Source organism: Arthrobacter caoxuetaonis (assembly GCF_023921125.1).
In the GTDB taxonomy this organism is placed as follows: domain Bacteria; phylum Actinomycetota; class Actinomycetes; order Actinomycetales; family Micrococcaceae; genus Arthrobacter_B; species Arthrobacter_B caoxuetaonis.
On the sequence record NZ_CP099466.1, the window covers coordinates 3,172,122 to 3,191,129 of the forward strand.

At 66.1% G+C, this 19,008-nt stretch carries 16 protein-coding genes; 5 read left to right on the plus strand and 11 right to left on the minus strand.

Annotation, left to right across the window (positions count from 1 at the left end; translation table 11 throughout):
* Positions 1–49: 49 nt before the first annotated feature.
* The gene (locus tag NF551_RS14675) at positions 50–553 is read left to right on the plus strand and encodes a MarR family winged helix-turn-helix transcriptional regulator (protein WP_227895819.1); all 504 of its coding nucleotides are present in this window, start codon (positions 50–52) and stop codon (positions 551–553) included.
* On the opposite strand, the gene malQ is transcribed toward NF551_RS14675, so the two are convergent.
* Both malQ and NF551_RS14685 read right to left on the minus strand, forming a co-directional pair.
* On the minus strand, positions 550–2,691 hold the full coding sequence (gene malQ, locus NF551_RS14680; protein ID WP_227895820.1) for a 4-alpha-glucanotransferase: 2,142 nt from the start codon (positions 2,689–2,691) through the stop codon (positions 550–552). The genes NF551_RS14675 and malQ overlap by 4 nt on opposite strands.
* A 96-nt stretch (positions 2,692–2,787) precedes the next feature.
* Entirely contained in the window at positions 2,788–3,117 is a 330-nt protein-coding gene (locus tag NF551_RS14685) for a DUF6221 family protein (protein WP_227895821.1), read from the minus strand.
* 123 nt (positions 3,118–3,240) lie between these two features.
* Between NF551_RS14685 and NF551_RS14690 the strand changes: the two genes are divergently transcribed.
* Positions 3,241–3,480 (plus strand): hypothetical protein, encoded by a 240-nt coding sequence (locus NF551_RS14690; protein ID WP_227895822.1) that lies wholly within the window; start codon positions 3,241–3,243, stop codon positions 3,478–3,480.
* 29 nt (positions 3,481–3,509) lie between these two features.
* On the opposite strand, the gene NF551_RS14695 is transcribed toward NF551_RS14690, so the two are convergent.
* The 9 genes from NF551_RS14695 to NF551_RS14735 form a co-directional block, all read right to left on the minus strand.
* Complete coding sequence (locus tag NF551_RS14695; protein ID WP_227895823.1) at positions 3,510–4,268, minus strand: SDR family NAD(P)-dependent oxidoreductase; 759 nt, start codon at positions 4,266–4,268, stop codon at positions 3,510–3,512.
* 96 nt (positions 4,269–4,364) lie between these two features.
* On the minus strand, positions 4,365–5,411 hold the full coding sequence (locus tag NF551_RS14700) for a 3-hydroxyisobutyryl-CoA hydrolase (RefSeq protein WP_227895824.1): 1,047 nt from the start codon (positions 5,409–5,411) through the stop codon (positions 4,365–4,367).
* Between the two features lie 109 nt (positions 5,412–5,520).
* Entirely contained in the window at positions 5,521–5,763 is a 243-nt protein-coding gene (locus tag NF551_RS14705) for a hypothetical protein (RefSeq protein ID WP_227895825.1), read from the minus strand.
* Between the two features lie 344 nt (positions 5,764–6,107).
* Positions 6,108–9,596 carry a proline dehydrogenase family protein gene (locus tag NF551_RS14710; RefSeq protein WP_227895826.1) on the minus strand — a complete coding sequence of 1,163 codons (3,489 nt, stop codon included), beginning with the start codon at positions 9,594–9,596 and terminating at the stop codon, positions 6,108–6,110.
* A gap of 95 nt (positions 9,597–9,691) precedes the next feature.
* The gene (locus NF551_RS14715; RefSeq protein ID WP_227895827.1) at positions 9,692–10,195 is read right to left on the minus strand and encodes a DUF805 domain-containing protein; all 504 of its coding nucleotides are present in this window, start codon (positions 10,193–10,195) and stop codon (positions 9,692–9,694) included.
* Positions 10,196–10,427: 232 nt separating this feature from the next.
* Positions 10,428–11,534: a YsnF/AvaK domain-containing protein gene (locus NF551_RS14720; protein WP_341482267.1), complete on the minus strand. Its 1,107-nt coding sequence runs from the start codon at positions 11,532–11,534 to the stop codon at positions 10,428–10,430.
* 226 nt (positions 11,535–11,760) lie between these two features.
* Positions 11,761–13,449, minus strand: coding sequence for a long-chain-fatty-acid--CoA ligase (locus NF551_RS14725; protein WP_227895828.1), 1,689 nt, complete (start codon positions 13,447–13,449; stop codon positions 11,761–11,763).
* Between the two features lie 88 nt (positions 13,450–13,537).
* A complete protein-coding gene (locus tag NF551_RS14730; protein WP_227895829.1) occupies positions 13,538–14,497 on the minus strand; it encodes an ATP-grasp domain-containing protein in 960 nt (319 codons plus the stop codon).
* A 67-nt stretch (positions 14,498–14,564) separates the two neighbouring features.
* Entirely contained in the window at positions 14,565–15,317 is a 753-nt protein-coding gene (locus NF551_RS14735) for an SDR family NAD(P)-dependent oxidoreductase (RefSeq protein ID WP_227895830.1), read from the minus strand.
* A gap of 153 nt (positions 15,318–15,470) precedes the next feature.
* Here NF551_RS14735 and NF551_RS14740 point away from each other — a divergent pair, with 153 nt between their 5' ends.
* The 3 genes from NF551_RS14740 to NF551_RS14750 all read left to right on the plus strand — a co-directional run bounded on the left by NF551_RS14740 (position 15,471) and on the right by NF551_RS14750 (position 18,976).
* Positions 15,471–16,148 carry a phosphoribosyltransferase gene (locus NF551_RS14740; protein WP_227895831.1) on the plus strand — a complete coding sequence of 226 codons (678 nt, stop codon included), beginning with the start codon at positions 15,471–15,473 and terminating at the stop codon, positions 16,146–16,148.
* A gap of 158 nt (positions 16,149–16,306) precedes the next feature.
* The gene (locus NF551_RS14745) at positions 16,307–16,897 is read left to right on the plus strand and encodes an HdeD family acid-resistance protein (RefSeq protein WP_227895832.1); all 591 of its coding nucleotides are present in this window, start codon (positions 16,307–16,309) and stop codon (positions 16,895–16,897) included.
* Between the two features lie 93 nt (positions 16,898–16,990).
* Entirely contained in the window at positions 16,991–18,976 is a 1,986-nt protein-coding gene (locus tag NF551_RS14750) for a serine hydrolase domain-containing protein (protein ID WP_227895833.1), read from the plus strand.
* The last annotated feature ends 32 nt before the right edge of the window (positions 18,977–19,008 follow it).

Consider the following 19,008-nt stretch of genomic DNA (forward strand, 5'->3'; position numbering starts at 1 on the left):
CGAGATGATTGAGAATGTCAACAGTTGTGATTGGGCGTACTCTGGACCCATGACTCAGACCGCCCGACAGGACAACGCTGCCGCAGCTGCCGCTCCCGAGACCGGGATTGAACGGCTGTATTCCTCCGAACTGGCGAATGAAACGGAGTTCCTGGCCGCCCGGGCCCGCTCTGTGGGTTCGCGGCGTGCGAACGAGGATCTGGCCGCCCTGGACCTCAAAGTGCGTTCGTATTCGGTGCTCTCCCTGGCCTGCAGCGGATTGAAACCCTCGCAGCGCGAACTGGCCGAGTTCCTCTTCCTGGACCCGAGCCAGATCGTGGCCCTGGTGGACGCACTGGAGAAGCGCGGCGCAGTGAAACGCAAGGCCGATCCGCGGGACCGCCGGTCCAACATCATCACACCGACTGCCGCAGGCAAGCGCCTCTATGCGGAGGCGGCGGCAATTGTCCAGAATGCAGGAAACAGTGCCCTCGGGGCCCTCTCCCCCGCCGAAAGGGACCAGCTCCGGTCCCTGCTTCGCCGGGTGGCCTTCGCTGACCAGCAGCCCGCTTAGCTCCGCAGTGACTCGTTCATGACCTCGGCGAGGGAACGGAACCGCTGATTTCCGGCAAGGTCTTCCAGCAGGACAGGCGCCCCGTCCGGGCCGGCCAGCGGAATCCGCCAGTTCGGATATTCATTTGATGTCCCCGGCTGGTTCTGGATGCGGGATTCCCCCACGGCATCGACAAGGCCGACGCCGATGAGCACTGACGGCGTCTCGGCGATAAAGCGGTGCAGCGCTTCGACAGTCTCTTGTTCTCCCGCCTCTTCGGAGAGCAGTCCGTGTTCCTTGACCAGGTCCAGGATTGCCGACGTCGCTTCCCGGTCCAGGGCGCGTTCTTCCTCCAGCGGGCGGTTCAGCAGCCCCAGGGAGTCCCTCAGCCTGACATGCTCTCCGGCGAGGTAGCCGGCGGCAGGCGGAAGGTCATGGGTCCCGATCGTGGCGAGTGCACCCGCGCGGTAGTCCGCAGGCTGGCGCGGCCCGTCAGCGGTGTGCTCAAACCAGAGGATCGACGTTCCCAGGACACCCCGTTCGGCAAGGTATTCCTGGACCCAGGGCTCGAAGACCCCAAGGTCCTCACCGATCACGACAGCCCCGGCGCGCTGCGCTTCGAGGGCCAGGATTCCGACGAGCGCCTCGTGGTCGTAGTACACGTACGCGCCGTGGCCCGGTGCCTCGCCGCGCGGGATCCACCAGAGCCGGAACAGGCCGAGGATATGGTCCACGCGGACTCCGCCTGCATGCCGCAGGACGGTGCGGAGCATGTCCCGGTAGGCCCCGTAACCGCTTTCAGCCAGCCGGTCCGGGTCCCAGGGCGGCTGGCTCCAATCCTGCCCCACCTGGTTGAACATGTCCGGCGGTGCCCCCACCGAAACTTCGGGAACCAGCACATCCCGCAGGGTCCAGGCATCCGCACCGCCGGGATGGACACCAACTGCCAAGTCGTGCACGGTTCCGATGCCCATGCCGGCTCTCCTGGCCGCACGCTGCGCGTATTCAAGCTGCTCGTCGCAGATCCACTGGAGCCACTGGTAGAACCGTATCTCCGCGGAAAGTTCAACCGCCTTCGCCCGGGCATAGTCGCTGTGCAGCCCTGCTTCCCATTCCGGGGCCCCCGCCGGGGCCTGCGCGGCGAGGGCACACCACAGGGCGAAACTCTCCAGTCCGGCGCCTTCGCCGCTGACAAAGGCCTGGAACTGCTGCTCGCGCGAGGGGCTGCGCGGCACCTGGTACACCTCTCGCAGGCTCTGGAGTTTGGCCGCAAAGGCGGTGTCCCGGTCAAGCAGCCTGGCGTCATGGTTCAGCGCCTGCTGGCCGGCGGCCCGGGCTTCGATTCCGGCGCGGGTCGCGGACGGAAGATAGCTGTACTCCGGGATAGCCTCCACCCTGATGTAGAGCGGGTTGAAGAACCGCCGCGTTGCGGGAAGATAGGGCGAGTCCTCGACATGAGGCACCGGTTCCGCCGCATGGAGCGGATTGATCAGGACGAATCCGGCACCCGCTTCGCCGGAGATGGCGGAAAGATCGGCCAGGTCCGCCAAGTCGCCGACCGCCCAGGAACGTTCGGAGCGGACTGAATACAGCTGGGCCATAATTCCCCAGCTCCGTTCCTGTCCTCCGTGTCCGGGACCGGGCAGCCGATCCGGTGTAACCACCAGCACGGAGTCGGCCTGCAGGCCGCCGGCATCAACGTGCAGCCGGTGCCAGCCCAGCGGAAGCTCCGCCGGCAGCGCCAGCTGCGTGCGCTGGATTTCGGTTCCGTCGACGACGGCGGATTCCTCCGGCTCGCCGGGCCAGGAAAGCTGCGCCGTGCCCCCGTCCTCAAGGTCGATCCATGCCCGCACCGTGCTTCCCGGTGTCAGGTGGACGGCCACGGATACGGAGTGTCCCTCCCGTGCCACCGCTGTCGGAGGCAGGACCCTGCGCCAGGGAGCGGCCAGGGCCTCGCGCAGCGATTCCTCAGCCTGCGCCGGGGTATCCGCTGGAGCTCCCCGTGCCGCGAGGATCGTCCGCAGGGTTGTGTCCGAAACATCCTGCCGCCCGCCGTTCCAGCCGGTGAACGTCGTCGCCACCCGCTTGGCTTGCGCGAGCTGTTCCAGGACGGCGCGGCCGGCAGATGTCCCACCGGCAACTTCACTAACGGCGTTCATGCGGTCTCCACAGTCATGTCTGCCAATCTAGGCGTTTGCGGTTCATCCCAACAGGCCAGCGGACGGTCAGCGGGATCTCCCGGAGGACGGTGGAAATCAGGGCCGCTTTTCCACCAGCCGCCAGACATCCTGGTATTCGGAATGGTCGGCATAGGGAGCAGCCAAAGCTGCCAGGGCCAGTGTGGTCCATTCCAGTTCGTCTGCGTAGGCACGGCTGCCGTCCTCCGTGTCCTGAAGCATCCTGGACAGGGCATTGCGGCGTGCACCGCCGATGATGTCGATCAGCATCAGTTTCGCTTCGCATTCCCGCAGGAGCCGTTCCTCATACCAGCGGTCCGAGAGCGAAATCTCGGAACCGCCCAGCAGCTTGCGGGACTCCGCGGCGTCTTCGTGAAAGCGCGTCAGCAGGAAATCCACGATGTCCATGGCCCAGACTTTACCCTTCGGACAACCCTGCGTCAGGGGGTGGATAACGCTTTGGGAATATTTGGGGGCAGTTGATCCGTTGACATAACTAGGCCCCCTTAGGAACTGTCCAGGAGTACAAGCTTGCCCTCAGCCACCCCGTCCCCATCTACCCCCAATACCTTTGCCCGCCGCATCCGCAATGTCAGTTCGATCCACCGCGGAGACCATGTTGAAGTCCGCAGCGGCGGCCACGTCTACTATCGGGGAGAGGTGCGGGATACAGCCCCGGGGCTGGCTACGTTGTGGCTGCGCGACGAAGAGTCCGGAGCACACACGGCGGTAAGCACCGAGGATTACACCATCTGGCGGACCCTCGCCTAAAGCCGTTCCCGGCCCCGGAACGGGCGCTGCTACCAGTCGATCAGCGCGCCTGCACTGATGTTGATCGTTGCTGCCGTCACGCTCGCTGCCATGTCCGACGCCGCGAAGACCGCCGCATTGCCGACGTCCTCGAGCGTCGCGGCGCGGCCCAGCATCGTGGCGTCCTGAATCGCGGAGGCAATGTCCTCCCGCCCCTGAAGGTCCGCCGGCAGCGACTCCGGTATGCCGCCGGAACGCAGGGTCACCACACGGATGCCGTGCGGTCCCAGTTCGACGGCGAGCTGGCGGCGCATTGCCTCAATCGCTTCCAGGGCTGTGATCAGGCCGCCCAGGTACTGCCCCGGGCTCTGGGTCCCTGATCCGCCGAAGGCCAGGAGAACGCCGGAGCCCTGTTCCATCATGTGCCGGGCAGCAGCCTGGGCCGTGGTGAGGGTTGCCTGGACGGCGGTGGACACCGGTCGCAGGTAGTCCTCCACATACATGGCGGCCATCGGAGTTCCCTGAACATCACCGTGCTGGATGACGTTGACGGAGATATCCAGGCTTCCGGCGCTGGAGGCGACGTCGTCGGCGTGCGCGTTGACCGCCTCCTGGTTCAACGCGTCCAGGACGGCGGTTTCCGCCAGGCCGCCGGCCTCCCGGATCTGCTCCGCGACGGCCTGCAGCGGTTCGGCGTGCCTGCCGGCCAGGAAAACCCGTGCACCTTCACGCGCGAACGCCCGGCCGACCGCACCGCCGATCGAGCCGCCGCCGCCGTAAATGATTGCATTCCTGCCGTTGAGCAGCATGAGGTGTCCTTTGCCCGAACCTGTGCGGGCCACCATCATGGCACCGGTCCGGCGGCGGGACCAGCGTCCCTCCGCCAACGGCGGCCGGCGATGCTGCTAAAGAGCCAGCGTCCACGCGACGTCTTCGGCAGACACATCCTCCAGCCGCCCCGGCATCCATACCGGAGCGTCCCGGTCAATCAGCCGGGCCCGGACTCCCTCACGGAAATCCGGCCGGACGATCATCCGGTCCGCCATGGTCAGGTCCCGGGCCAGCACCTTCTCCAGCACAGGGTCCTGCGCTGCCGCGCGCAGCCCGGCCAGGGCAACGGCCAGGGAGAAAGGCGCCATACCCCGGATCGCTTTCGCAGCTTCGGCAGCTGCCGGTGCCTCATGGCCGTCCAGGCGTTCGAGAATGAGCTGCAGGTCAGTTCCGGCATAGCATTCGTCGATCCATTCCTGCTCCGCTGCCAGCGGCGCTTCGGGCGGCTCGACGGCGAAACCCGCCACCACGGCGGCGGCGTCGGAAGGCGATTCCTCCAGTTCGGCTGCCAGCGCCCGAAGTGAGCGGGAGGGGACGTAGTAGTCCGCAAAACCGCACAGGATGGCATCAGCCCCGGTCATGGTGCCGGCGGTCAGGGCCAGATGGGTGCCCAGTTCGCCGGGCGCCTGGGCCAGGAGCAGTGCCCCGGCGCAGTCCGGGCTGAAACCGATCCGCACTTCCGGCATGGCCGCCTGGGTCCGTTCGGTGACGATCCGGATGCCGGCATGGCCGGACACGCCGACGCCGCCGCCCATCACGACGCCGTCCATCACAGCGACGTATGGCTTCGGGAAGGACGCCACAGTGGCGTTGAGGGCATATTCCGCGCTCCAAAACTCCATTGCTTCGGCGTCTGTTCCGGCGGCAATGGCACGGATGTCCCCGCCGGCGCACAAGCCGCGGTCACCGGCACCCATGAGCAGGACGGCGCGGACGGCGTCGTCCGCTGCCCAGTCCTGCAGCACCCGGTTCATGGCCTTCACCATGTCCACGTTCATTGCGTTCAAGGCCCGCGGCCGGTTCAGGCGGATGGTTCCCAGGCCACCGGAAATCCACGCGAGAAGTTCTTCGGTAGCGTGGGCGGAAGACCGGGGCAAAGTGGCGGGGGGTGTTAAATCCATGATGTTTAGCATCCCAAAGAATCCGGCCCGGCCCCAACTCCGCAGAGTCCTCCCCGCAACAGCGAACCGGCTGCAGGCGGGCAGCCTGCAGCCGGTTCACCAGGGATTCCTACCAGCGGACCTTACGTTCCCGCGGGCCCTGGCGGCCGTTGGCGTGGTTCGGTTTGCCTCCTTTGCCAAGGCTCTGCCAGCCCGGCAGGTTCGCCTCCTCCGCGGACTTGGCGGAAGCCAGGCGGCGCAGGCCTTCCTCACTGAGCCTGCGGGCGGCTGCGGGCGCGATGTTGACCTGCAGTTCCGGATCGGCGGACATCTGGTTGGACACTTCAGTAGGTTTCTTGATCGGCTTCGTCATGGTTTTTAGCTCCAGATCTTCTGAGGCTTGCCGGGGCCGGGCTGTGCCCTTCCGGGCGCGCTGAGGCGTTGCGCCACCAGCGGTTTTCGAGGTGCAGACGGAAGGACTCGGAGGCCGCAGCCTCAACAAGCTGTGTACTGTGCGGTCTGCTTAGAGCGATGCGGACCAGCGGGGGAAACCCAGGGTTTCCCGGCCGGCGCGCAGTTCGCTACTCGAAAATGAGCATGTCCATGCCGAGGACCGTAACAGCCGAGGGCAGCGAAGACCAGAGGCAGCACAAAACCCGTTCCGGCGCTGGGCACATTCCGGCGCTGGGCACATTCCGGCTTAGGGCACATTTCGGCTTAGGGCACCCCGGGGGTCACGTCGGCGATGGGGCTCGGCGTACCGAAGCGGTGCGCCGTGATGCTGATGGCCTGTTCGTGCAGGAACGGCAACAGTTCCACCCGCCCCGACTCGGTCACGGGCTGGTCATACACCGGGACGTCGGGACGGCCTCCAACAGCAGCGGCGACGGCAAGCCGGTTCCCTCCGAGCAGCCGGATGCGGGCCGGCAGCCCGCCATCGAACCCCGTTCCGGAGCCCAGCCGGGCGAGCCAGCCGGCGTCGTCCTCCACACTCACCCTGTAGCCGCGGCCCGCAAGCAGTGCGCAGATCCCCGAAGGCAGCGGGAACGGAACCGAGATTGTCACCGGTGCGCCCGCGCGAAGGCCTGCAGACAGCACGCGCAGCAGGCGCGCCTCCGGCTCTCCCTCCGCAAGCCGGACATGGACGGCGACCGGAAGGTAGCGCAGCAGGTTCCGCTCCGCGAGCAGGCCGGAGACGTCACGGACCTCGCCGTACCCGGCACGCCAGGCGGCTTCGTCACTGGCCGCCGAGCGGGCCAGGAAATCCATCTCTGCCGCGGAGTAGCTTCCGCAGAGGTCCGCTTCGGCGAGCAGGGCAACCGCGTCCTGTCCTGGTTGTGCGTCCGCTGTGGAGGGGCGGGATGTCCAGCCGCCCAGGCCCAGCAGGTAATTGGGTCCACCGGCCTTGGTGCCTGCGCCTACAGAGGACTTCTTCCAGCCGCCGAAAGGCTGCCGCCGCACAATCGCCCCGGTGATTCCCCGGTTCACGTACAGGTTTCCGGCCTGCACCTTCCCGGTCCAGAAGCGGATTTCCTCCGGATCCAGTGAATGCAGTCCTGCCGTCAAGCCGTACTCCACCTGGCTCTGCAGTTTCACGGCTTCCTCGAGGGTCGATGCCCGCATGACTCCAAGCACGGGTCCGAAATACTCGGTGAGGTGGAACTCGGAGCCCGGCCGGACCCCGGCCCGGATCCCGGGGCTCCAGAGCCGGCCTTCGACGTCGAGTTTCTGCGGCTGAAGGACCCAGGACTCCCCCGCGCCCAGTTCCGTCAGGCCGCGCAGCAGTTTGCCCGTTGCCGGCTCGACCACCGGGCCCATCTGAGTTTCAGGATCCTCCGGACGCCCCACCACCAGTGATTGCACAGCGTCCAGGAGCTGGTGGTGGAAACGCCGGGATTCAGCCACGGAACCCACCAGGATCACCAGCGAGGCAGCCGAACACTTCTGCCCGGCGTGCCCGAAGGCAGACGCGGCGACGTCCCGGGCAGCGAGGTCAAAGTCGGCGCTGGGAGTCACCACAATGGCGTTCTTGCCCGAGGTCTCTGCCAGCAGCTGCAGTTCGGGGCGGAAGGACCGGAAGAGTTCAGCGGTCTCATAGGCTCCCGTGAGGATGACGCGGTCCACCAGCGGGTGGGAGATGAGCTGGCGGCCAAGCTCAGACTCCCCCAGCTGCACGAACCGCAGGACGTCCCGGGGCACACCGGCCTCCCAGAGCGTTTCGGCCAGCACTGCCCCGCAGCGGCTGGCCGGACCGGCAGGCTTCAGCACCACGGCCGAACCGGCGGCCAGCGCCGCGAGGGTGGAGCCGGCCGGGATTGCGACCGGGAAGTTCCAGGGCGGGGTAACCACGGTAAGGCGGGACGGGTGGAAGACCGCACCGTCGACGTCGTCGAGCTCCTCGGCACGCGCGGCGTACCAGCGTGCGAAGTCGATGGCCTCGGATACCTCGGGGTCACCTTGGTCCAGCGTCTTGCCGGCCTCCGCAGCCATGACTTCCAGCAGCTGGGCACGCCGGGTTTCCAGTCCTTCGGCGGCCCGGCGGAGGACAGCTGCACGGCCGCTGCCGCCCAGAGCGGCCCATCCGGCCTGTGCCGCGGCAGCTCCGGCCAGGATCTCCTCGAGTTCCTCCTCGCTTTCGATCCGGGCCGCGGCCAGAGGCAGCAGCCCGAGCTCGGAGCCTGGAACCCGGGCCAGGATTTCCCTCCCCCACATCCGGTTGGCCGGAAGGGAGGGGTCCGTGTCCGGGGCGTTCTCGAATCCTTCTTCCGCCGGGACGGGCGGCAGGGTGCGGTCCTGACGGCGGTTCGGTTCCGGGACCGAGCTGTCCAGCGCGTCCAGGGAGGAGAGGAAACGCTGCCGTTCCCGCTCAAACAGAGCGTCATCGGAGGCGAGGTCGAACACGGCGGACATGAAGTTCTCACTGCTGGCCCCCTCCTCGAGCCGGCGCACCAGGTAGGCGATGGCGACGTCGAACTCTGCCGGGTGCACCACCGGGGTGTAGAGAAGCAGGTGCCCGACGTCTGCCTTGACCACCTCGGCCTGGGCGGCTGCCATGCCCAGGAGCATCTCGACGTCGATACCTTCCCGCACCCCGCGGCGTCCGGCCAGCAGCCAGGCGTAGGCGATGTCGAAGAGGTTGTGTCCGGCAACTCCGAGCCGGACGCTGGCAATCCGTTCGGGCTGCAGGGCGTAGTCCAGGACCCGCTTGTAGTTGGTATCCGTTTCCTGCTTGCTGCCCCACGTGGCAAGGGGCCAGCCGTGCAGCGAGGCCTCAACGGCTTCCATCGGGAGGTTGGCCCCCTTGACCAGCCGCACCTTGATTCCGGCGCCGCCGCCGGCACGGCGTTCGGCGGCGAAAGCCTGGAGCCGCTGCATGGCGCCGAGGGCGTCCGGCAGGTACGCCTGGAGCACCAAACCGGCTTCGAGCCGGTGGAACTCGGGACGGGAGAGCAGCTCCATGAACACCGCCATGGTCAGCTCCAGGTCCTTGTACTCCTCCATGTCCAGGTTGATGAACTTGGGCCGGGCAGCGCCGGCCGCGAGCCGGTAGAGGGGCGTGAGTGTCTCGACGACGTCGGCAACGGCCTCGTCGAAGGCCCAGGGCGCATGCGGTGCAACGGTGGAGGAAACCTTGATCGAGACGTAGTCCACGTCCTCGCGTTCGAGCAGGCGCCGGGTTCCCTCAAGCCGGCGTGCCGCTTCCGTGCGGCCAAGCACCGCTTCACCCAGGAGGTTCATGTTCAGGCGGACACCATCGCGGCGGATGTGCCTGATGCTCTTTCCCAGCCGGGCGTCGGTTGCATCGATGATCAGGTGCCCGACCATTCGCCTCAGCACCGCCCGGGCGGCGGGGACGACGACGCCGGGCAGCACCGGCGCCAGGACTCCGCCGGTACGGACGGCTGCGCGCATATACCAGGGCAGGAAGGCCGGGACCTTCGGTGCCAGCGCGGCAAGGTTCCGGGCTGCAACCGTGAGGTCTTCGGGACGCACGACCCCGTCCACGAATCCGACCGTGAATTCGAGTCCTCCCGGGTCCTTCAGGATTCCTGCGAGCTGGGCTGCGGAGGCATCCACGCGGATGGTGGATGCCTCCGAGAGCCAGCGGCGGACCAGCTGGACTGATTCCTCTGCCAGATCAGCCGAGCGTGCGTCGGAAGCGTTTCCGGCGTCGCTGCCGGGAGATGACGAAATAGCGTGGGTCATACCCCCAGTATTGAAGCCATGGCCCTGTTCCGGAAGGGGTTGGACTCCCACCTGCGGTTATACCGGCCGGGGTGGGAGCCGGGACATACCCTCGGTTATGCCTGCGGGTAGGCTGCGTACTGTTGCTGGGCTCCGGCGTCGAAGCGTGCGCCTTCAGGCTTGCTGGGCAGGATCGCGAAGACCAGGATGATGAGGCCACCCACAAACGGCACCAGCCCCAGGAGTGCCATCCAGCCAGAGAAGCCGCCGTCATGCAGGCGGCGGACCAGGATGGCAATGCCGGGAACCAGGACGGCGAGTGAGAAGGCCAGCAGCAGCAGTGCCGCAATGATGCCGAGACCCGTCGGCTCTCCATAGGAATTTACGCCGAGGTTCACGATGACGCCCAGTGCGGTGTAGACCACGAAGTTGAACAGCATGTACCACCAGTATTCGCTGCGGCTCGCACGGCCGGAAAAGGTGGCGTATTTCTTGAAGAACCGCTTGATGGCTTCACCGAAGCTGGCGCCGTAGAGCGGCTGGGACAGGTCCGCCGGTCCAGGCTGGGCCGGGGCATACGGGTTGTGGGCATACGGGTTGTGGGCAGACTGATGAGACATGATTCCCCCTGGTAGTACGCAGCGCTAAGTCTGCTTAGGACTTTGACCAAGGGAGCTTATCCCAAATCCTCCAATGCGTCGACTTGGCGGGCATCATTCCCGCAGGTCAGAGCAGGATTTCATGGGGACGCATGGGGTTCTGGCCGGGACAGGAAAAGACCCCGCAGCCTGGTCAGCTGCGGGGTCTTTTCCTGTTCCTTGGAGCCTGGCCCCTAAAAGGCCGGATCGGGAATCAGCGCGAGCCGCCTGACCCGGAATCGCGGCCCGATCCGGAACCGCCCGATCCGGAACCGCCCGATCCTGAGTCGTGGCCGGATCCGGAGCCGTGGTGTCCGGAATCGTGGCCTGATCCCGTGGACATGTTGCGCTTGGAGGCATCATCCACTTCGGTGTCGATCTTCTCCTTCTGCACTTCTTCGCTCACGGTTTCCGACCCGCTTACGGTTTCGGTGCCCAGCCGGATGCGCTCCACCGGTTCGGTGTGTTTCTCGACAACAGGCTCCTCGCTGTGCAGGGTGACTTCGTACTCATCCTCGCGCAGCTCCGGACCGCGCATCGCCGCTTCCCGGTTGGCGTCAGTGATCGGCTCACGCTCGATCACGACCTCTTCGTGGCTCACCGGCACTTCGGTGGTTACGTTTTCCGTCACCGTGTACTTGCGCAGCCGGGCCTTGCCGGTCTCGCGGCGCTGGGTGCCGACGTCGAGCCGCTCTTCCGAGCGGGTCATGGCATCGTCCACATTCGAACCGCTGCGCTCCGAAAGGTTCGAAGTACCGGTGCCCGAGCCGCTGCCCATTCCGGACCCGCTTCCCGAGCCCATACCTGAGCCGGACCCCATGCCCGACGAGCGTCCTTCCGTGCCCGAAATGGTGTCCGTTTCGGACTCGATCAGGGTGTCCGTTCCCCCGCCCGCTTCCATCGAGTCAGTGCCGGAGCTGCCGTCGTCGTACGTAAAGCCGTAGTAACGGTAGAGAGTGACTTCCTCCTCGGCGCTGATGGAGCCGTCGCTTTCGATTTGGGGAGCGTTCTTCACTTCTTCCTTGGAGTAGGGCACCAGCACATCCATGCCCTCCACGGTTGCCTCACTGAGGGGGACAAAGGTCTCGTTGGAACCGAACAGCCCGGTGTTTACCGTCACCCAGGCGGGCTCGTTCGTCTGGTCATCGAGGTAGAACGTTCCCACGGATCCGATTTTGTCTCCGTTGGGACCGAGCACGTTTCCCGAAGAGGCCATGAGTCCTTCGACTTGCTGATTGCTGATCATCGTGTTGTTCTCCTTCGGCAGCGAATGTACGCCGGGAACCCCCGGCGCTTGGAATTCACGATCAGTTTCAGCCACGTCCACCCCTGCCGCTTCCGCCCGCAGCGGCCTGGTTACCGGGTCATCGGTGCATGTCCATGGCTTTGTCGCGGCCTTCGTGATCGGGCCGGGCCTGCACTACCAAGCCTACTTATTATTCCACTGCCTGTGTATAGGCCCGTCAAGATGAACCCCGCACGGCAAAGGGACGGCCACCATGCGGCGGCCGTCCCTGTAGCGTTCTTCCAGGCTGGAGCTGGAGTGCTTAGATGGTGCCCTCCAGCGAGTCGCGGACCTGCTTGCGCAGCACCTTCCCCAGCATCGACTTGGGCAGCTCCTCGATCGCCACGATGCGGCGGGGAACCTTGTAGGGCGTGAGCCGTTCACGGCAGAAGGCACGCAGTGCCTGTTCGTCCAATTCGGTGTCCGGCTGCATCACGACGGCGGCGACCACCTGCTCGCCGCTGGCGCCCCGCTGCAGGCCCACCACGGCGACGTCGGAGACGTCCTGGTTGCTGCGGATGACTTCCTCGACTTCGGAGGGAGACACATTGAACCCTCCAGTGATGATGAGCTCCTTGCGGCGGTCCACCACCTTCACAAAACCGTCTTCATCCACCGTGACGATGTCCCCGGTGCGCAGCCACCCGTCCTCGGTCAGGACTTCTTCGGTTTCCTCGGGATTGTTCCAGTAACCGGAGAACACCTGCGGCCCGCTGATCAGCAGTTCGCCGGGCTCGCCGGTCGGTACGTCCCGGGAAACATCGTCCGGATCTGCCACCCGCATGCGCGTGCTGGGGAACGGCACGCCGATTGTTCCGTTGCGGCGGCTTTCCGCGAAGGGATTGCCCAGGGCCACCGGGGAGGACTCGGTCAGCCCGTAGCCTTCCACCAGCAGTCCGCCGGAGACCTCTTCCCACAGCTCAACAGTCTTTGAAGAGAGGGTCATAGCCCCGGAAATCGCGTAGCGGATGGTGGAGATGTCAATGCCGCGCTTCTTGGACTCGATGGCCACCTTTTCGTAGATCGGCGGCACGGCACAGAAAACGGTGGGCTTGGATTTCTTCGCCGCATCCAGGACCAGGTCGACGTCGAACTTCGGGAACAGCACCAGCCGGGAACCCGTGAGCATGGCAAACGTCAGGTACAGGGTCAGGCCAAAGGCGTGGAACATGGGCAGCACGCCGTAGATGACCTCCTCCCCTTCCTGAGCTCCGTGCATCCAGGCCTGCCCCTGCAGGGCGTTGGCGCGCAGGTTGTAGTGGCTGAGCATCACGCCCTTGGGCATGCCGGTAGTTCCGGAGGTGTACTGCAGGGCGGCGAGGTCGTTGACCGTCGGCTTGGGGTGCAGCGGGTCGATCGGATCGTTGGCGAGCAGCTTTTCCCAGGGGATGGTGTGCTCGGTCTTGGTGGTGAGGCCCGCACGGGTCCGGCGGATCGAGGGAATCGGCAGGCGCAGGCCAATCCGCTTCAGCCGCGGCATGGCCTTGGTGATGTCCACGGCGATGATGTTGGGAACCGTGACGTCGTCGGGGAAGTCCTGGATTTTCTCGACGGCCTTGTCCCAGACGATCGCGACCTGCGCGCCGTGGTTCTCGAACTGGTGGCGCAGCTCGCGCTCGGTGTACAGCGGGTTGTGTCCGACGACGACGCCGCCCAGCCGCAGGACCGCATAGAACGCGACGAGGTACTGGGGACAGTTGGGCAGGATGATCGCGACCCGGTGTCCGTGGCGGACCCCGAGCTTCCGCAGGCCTTCCGCTGCACGGTTGATCTGGTCGCCCAGCTGCTCGTACGTGGTCTCGGCGCCGAAGAACTCCAGGGCTACCTTGGGGCCGAACCGGGCGACGGCGTCTTCCACCATTGCGGTCAGCGATTCCGTCGGCAGTTCGATTTCTGCCGGCACGCCTGGCTGGTAGTGCCTAACCCACAGCGGTTCCTGGGCAGCGGTCATGTGAAGGAGCTCCTTAGTTCGGTACTTTCCGACTATATTCCAGTTCGCGCATAGGCGGAGAAAACTCCCGCTGATGGGTGGGCCGGAGCTACGCTTCTGCGGCGAGCGCCCCGAGATAGGCGGCCAGTGTCCGGGGAGCGGAGACGGGTGCTGCAGCCTCAACCACGGCGTTGTAGTTCGTATTGGTGTTCACGTCATAGGTCAGCAGCCGGCCGTCCGCGGCCTCGATGAATTCAATGCCGCACACCTCCAGGTCCATCCGGCGGGCGAACTCCTCATAGGCGGCGATGATGGGGTGGTCGAATCCCTCCCGCAGGCTGAAGAGCTGGGTATCGGGCTCCGGCGCGATCGATGCCCCCGGCGGCATGATCGGCCTGCCGGTGGAGGGGTCGATCGCACAGGCATCGGCAGGGCACAGCTGGAAGCCTCCGCGGGCGGTGTCTGCCTGGATGGCGTAGACGAACTTCCCTCCGACCAGCTCTACCCGGCTGATGAACGGTTCCGCCGCCTGGATGAACTCCTGCACCAGCGTGATGCCGTCGGCCGGTTCCTCGAACTCCTCCGAGGCCACGTAGTCGGCCAGCTCACCGTGGGATTCGAACTTGCGGACGCCCAGGCCCTTGCCGCCCTGGTTGTGCTTCAGGATGAACGGCACCGGGAATTCCTTGGCGGCAGCGAGGATCTGGCTGCGGCCGATCGCCGCTACAGTGCGGGGCGTCTCAATGCCTGCGGCACGCAGGGCGGTGAGCTGGTCCACCTTGCTCATTTCCAGCTCCAGGACACGCCGGCCGTTGACCGTACGGCGGCCGTGGGCTTCCAGCCAGGCCAGCACCGCGCGGGCGTAGTCCTTGGAGAGACCGTGTCCGCGGGTGTGGGATGAGGCGCTGATCCGTGACCAGAAGATTCCCTCCGGAGGTGCGGCATCAAGGTCCAGGACGCCGTCCGTCAGCAGCCATTCGTGCACCTCGACTCCCTCAGCCTCGAATGCCTTGGCGAAGGGCGGGAACCACTCGGGATTCTCGTGCAGGGCGTATACGGGCAGTGCCATGGTGAGACCTTTCAACAGCGTTGGAGCGTGCTTGGAAGCCTACTGGAAAACCAGCTATACCCGCCTCTTAGCGCCCGCGGCCGCCGATCCTGGCTACCAGCGCCTGGGGCCCCCGGCTGCCGATCGCGGCCAGGACCCGGTAACGGGTTGACGGCACGGATACGCCCTTCCCGGCGAACGCGTCCTTGAGTCCCTCGCGCACCACGCGGTCTGCGTCAAGCCACATCCAGGTCGGATAGAGAGTCTTGTCCATGTCCATCCGCTGATGGAATTCGGTATGCACGAAACCGGGGCAGACCGCCGTTACCGTGATCCCGCGGGTGTTGTAGTGCAGGTTGGCCCAGCGGCTGAAGTTAATGACCCAGGACTTTGCAGCACTGTACGTACCGCGCGGAATGAATCCGGCCACGGAGGCGACGTTGATGATCCGGCCGCCGCCCCGGCTCAGCATCGAATTGACCGCAGCGTGGCTGAGCAGCAGGGGTGCGGTGACCAGCACGTTCAAATGGTCGAGCTCCGCCTGGGCCGGGTTGGCATGGAAGTCGTTCTTGAGTCCGTAGCCGGCGTTGTTGACTAGGAGCGCGACGTCGGGCTGCGCCACCCTGGCAGCCACGGCGTCCACCCCCTGCGTGGTGGACAGGTCCGCGGGAAGCACGGATGCCTCCACTTTGTAGCGGGATGCGAGTTCGCCCGCCTTGGCTTCCAGCCGCTCCTTATCCCGGGCGGTGAGCACAACGTTGTAGCCGCGCTCAGCCAGCTGGCGTGCGAATTCAGCACCCAGGCCCGAGGTTGCACCGGTAATTACTGCCGTTTCAGTCATGGGGCCAGCCTGCTACGCCGCAGTGCCCTTTGCAACGCACCGCTCCGGCACCGGAACTCATTGCCGCTGCCCCTCCGCCGTCCTACCGTGGAAGGAACGGCCCCGCTCCCCGGGCGCCACCTCAGGCAGGAGGCCAACAGGGCAGGAGCACCTGTGAATGAGAGGCCAGTGCACCCCTTTCCCTATTCCGACCGGTCCGAAGCCGGGCGGGTCCTCGGCGCTGCGTTGAGGAAGTACCGTGGCACCCCCGGGCTGCTGGTCCTCGGCCTGCCGCGCGGCGGTGTTCCGGTAGCTGCGGAAGTGGCAACCGCACTGGACGCAGCGCTTGACGTGGTCGTGGTGCGGAAAGTGGGCCATCCCCGGCAGGCGGAACTTGCGGCGGGCGCGGTGGCTGAGGCGGCGGGCGAGAGCGTTGCCGTCTGGAACGACGACGTCGTCCGGCACTGGCTGGACACGGAACCGGCGAGCGCCCAGGCGGAATTGGACGCCGTTGCCGCTGCGGAACGGGCAGAGCTGCTTCGCCGGTCCGAAAATTACCGGCCCCGGCTGCCGCCGCAGCAGGTCTATGGCAAGACGGTCCTTGTGGTCGACGACGGGCTCGCCACCGGGGCGACCATGCGTGCTGCACTGGCCGCGGTTCGAGGACTGGACCCGGCGTGGCTGGTGGCCGCCGCACCCATGAGCTGCGGCCCCGCTTCCCTGGCGGCCGGGCCCGCAGACGACGTCGTGGTGCCCTGGGATAACAGCCGGCTCGCCTCGGTGGGTCAGGCTTACCGGGTCTTTGGCCAGACCAGCGATGCGGAGGTGCGGAAGACACTGGGGCTGAACTGAGTGGCTGAACTGAGTCTTGTGCCAACGGTGGTCGACGCAGGTATTCCTTTTCCAGCGGCACCGAGGCGTCCTCCCCACTGGTTTGGTGCTCACCGCCGGAGGATAATCCAAAGAGCTTGGGGACGGATTCCGAGATCTCGGGAGGCAGGACCATGTCCATGACCCACGGAAGCGCTTACGGCTGGGGAGGACTCTCCCTCGACACCAGCGAGCTCTCCTCACGGACCATATCGGCGGTGCGGACCGGCTTCGGCATAGCAGGCGGTGTTGCACTCGTCATCGGACTGCTGATCCTCTTTTGGCCCCAGGCCACACTGTCCGTCATCGCCTTTTTCTTTGGCCTGTACTTCCTCATTTCGGGCATAGTGCGCGTCGTCAGCGGAATCACCGCCCCCATGTCATCCGGCCTGCGGGTACTGAACATCATTTTGGGGGTGCTGCTCTTCATCCTCGGCATCGCTGCCATCCGGAATCCGCTGTCCTCACTCGAGGTGCTTGGCATGGTGGTGGGAATTGCGTGGATCATCGAGGGGATCATGGCGCTGACGGAGATCGAAACCGGAGGGTCGCGCTGGTACGCCATAACCTTCGGGGTGCTGAGCATCATTGCCGGAGTCGTGGTGCTGTTCCTGCCGGTCGAGTCCCTGGCCGCACTGGTCATCTTCGGTGGAATCTTCCTGGTCGTGCTGGGAATCGTGCAGCTGGTGCGGGCCATCACCTTCGGCCGCGGCAGCGTGCGCGCCGCCTAGCGGCAACTCTTCCGGGAACCAGGCGCGACCGGACACACCGTAACATCAGCCCCGGAAGCCTCATCAGCCGCATGGTCCACGCATACTTCTGGGATGGCTCCTACAACCGCCGGCCGAACGCGTCTCCGGATTCTCGCTGCCGCGCTGCTGGCCCTGACCGCCGCTGGAAGCGGCGCTGCGCAGGCTTCCCCGGCTGCACAGCTGCCTTCAGCACCAGCTCCTGCGCAGGTCACCGGGCAGGACGTCGGGCAGTGGCTGGACGGCCTAGTGCCCGGTGCCCTCGATTCGACGGGAATTCCGGGCGCTGTCATTTCCGTGGTCGCGGGGGACGAGGTCATCGCCGCCCGGGGCTACGGTCAGGCGCAGACCGGCACCCCGGGGAAGGCAGCGGCTGCCGAAGACACGCTTTTCCGGATCGCTTCAGTGTCCAAGACCATCACCGCCACGGCGGTGATGCAGCTGGTCGAGCGCGGCGAGTTGAATCTTGACACAGGCATCTCCGCGTACCTGGACTTCGATCTGCCGCAGCCCAAGGGCGAGGTGACCCTTCGGCATCTGCTGACGCATACCGCCGGCTTCGAGGAGCGTATCCGCGGGCTCGTCTCCCCGGATGCTGCTCCGCCGCTGCGGGACACCGTGGCCATCGATCCCCCGGCACAGGTATTCCGGCCCGGCACGGTGCCCGCATACTCCAATTACGGCAATGCCCTGGCCGGTTACATCGTCGAACGTACTGCTGACCAGCCGTTCGCAGACTACGTTGAGCAGCACATCTTTGACCCCCTGGATATGGACTCCACCAGCTTCGCGCAGCCGCTGCCGCCGCACCTGGCTGACCGTTTGGCCTTCGGATATCCGGATGAAGCCGGACCGCCCCTCCCCTTTGAGTACGTGGCCGCGGCTCCCGCAGGTGCCGCCTCGGGAACGGCCACCGACATGGGCCGATTTATGCTGGCTCTCCTGGGCGCTGGACCACAGCCTGAACGGGTGCTGCGCCCTGCGACCCTGGCACAGATGCTCTCGCCCGGACTCACGGATGGGGACAGCCTGGAACCGCGTATGACTCTGGGGTTTTTCGACCACAGCCGCAGCGGCCACCGCGCCCTGGGCCACGACGGCGACAGCCAGGTCTTTCACACCGCCATGCGGCTGTATCCCGACGCCGGTCTGGGCATCTTTGTCGCCTTCAACGGGAATGGCCGTTCGCCCAGCGATCCAACTGCTCTGCGGCAGGCCCTGACGGAAGGTTTCGCTGACCGCTATCTGCCCGGCGGCCCCGGCGGTTTGGAGAACTCAGGAACTGTTCCCTCCGAGGGCACGGACACGCCTTCCCCTGCCTCCGGTGACGCCTTCCATCGGGCTGAAACAATAGCCGGCGTCTACCAGCAATCCCGGGCTCCGTTCAGCTCCTTTGCCGGGCTGATCAGCCTGACGGGCCAGACTGTGTTGACTGCCCAGCCGGACGGCACCCTGCTCGCTTCCCCGGACCCCGCTGGCTTCGCTCCGGCAGTGTACGAAGAAATAGGGCCCTGGGTGTGGCGGCAGGCTGATGGCCAGGAGATCCTGGCTGCCCATGCGCCGGACGGCCGTGTCGAGGCCATAAGGTTCAGCTCCGCTTTCGCGCTTCTTCCGGTAGCCGCGTGGCAGGACGCCAGGGTGGTACTTCCGCTGCTCACCGGTTGCCTGGGGGTTTTGGCGCTGACTGTCATCGCCTGGCCGCTCCGCTATGCCCTCCATCGCCGGCACCGCATTCCCGGCGCTTCGCCTCGGCGTCTCAGCGGCATTCTGACCGGGGCTGGTGTAGGAGCAGGGCTGGCCGCTGCAGCCGGCTGGATAGCCGTCCTGGTCTCCATAGCGTCTTACCGGGACGTTCCGGACGCTCCGCTGCGTGTCCTGCAGCTGCTCCAGGCCATGGCCCTGGCGGCAGTAGTTCCGGCCGGTGCCTGGGTCATCGAGGCCATCCGTCTCCGTCCCGGGGCAGCCGCTCTCGCCGGCCGCGTCCTTATCCTGCTGGCATTGGCCGGCTGGGGGTGGTTCGCGCTGTCCTTCGGGTTGTTGGCCGCCGACGTGAGTTACTAGTGCCTTCAGGCAACGTCCAGCGGCCTCACAGC

What these genes read in the sequence shown, in the direction of transcription:
- NF551_RS14695 (WP_227895823.1), bottom strand. Translation starts at nt 4,268, where the DNA reads ATGCTGCTCAACGGCAGGAATGCAATCATTTACGGCGGCGGCGGCTCG.
- NF551_RS14725 (WP_227895828.1), bottom strand. Translation starts at nt 13,449, where the DNA reads ATGACCGCTGCCCAGGAACCGCTGTGGGTTAGGCACTACCAGCCAGGC.
- NF551_RS14735 (WP_227895830.1), bottom strand. Translation starts at nt 15,317, where the DNA reads ATGACTGAAACGGCAGTAATTACCGGTGCAACCTCGGGCCTGGGTGCT.
- NF551_RS14675 (WP_227895819.1), top strand. Translation starts at nt 50, where the DNA reads ATGACTCAGACCGCCCGACAGGACAACGCTGCCGCAGCTGCCGCTCCC.
- NF551_RS14745 (WP_227895832.1), top strand. Translation starts at nt 16,307, where the DNA reads ATGACCCACGGAAGCGCTTACGGCTGGGGAGGACTCTCCCTCGACACC.
- NF551_RS14705 (WP_227895825.1), bottom strand. Translation starts at nt 5,763, where the DNA reads ATGACGAAGCCGATCAAGAAACCTACTGAAGTGTCCAACCAGATGTCC.
- NF551_RS14710 (WP_227895826.1), bottom strand. Translation starts at nt 9,596, where the DNA reads ATGACCCACGCTATTTCGTCATCTCCCGGCAGCGACGCCGGAAACGCT.
- NF551_RS14700 (WP_227895824.1), bottom strand. Translation starts at nt 5,411, where the DNA reads ATGGATTTAACACCCCCCGCCACTTTGCCCCGGTCTTCCGCCCACGCT.
- malQ (WP_227895820.1), bottom strand. Translation starts at nt 2,691, where the DNA reads ATGAACGCCGTTAGTGAAGTTGCCGGTGGGACATCTGCCGGCCGCGCC.
- NF551_RS14730 (WP_227895829.1), bottom strand. Translation starts at nt 14,497, where the DNA reads ATGGCACTGCCCGTATACGCCCTGCACGAGAATCCCGAGTGGTTCCCG.
- NF551_RS14715 (WP_227895827.1), bottom strand. Translation starts at nt 10,195, where the DNA reads ATGTCTCATCAGTCTGCCCACAACCCGTATGCCCACAACCCGTATGCC.
- NF551_RS14750 (WP_227895833.1), top strand. Translation starts at nt 16,991, where the DNA reads ATGGCTCCTACAACCGCCGGCCGAACGCGTCTCCGGATTCTCGCTGCC.
- NF551_RS14685 (WP_227895821.1), bottom strand. Translation starts at nt 3,117, where the DNA reads ATGGACATCGTGGATTTCCTGCTGACGCGCTTTCACGAAGACGCCGCG.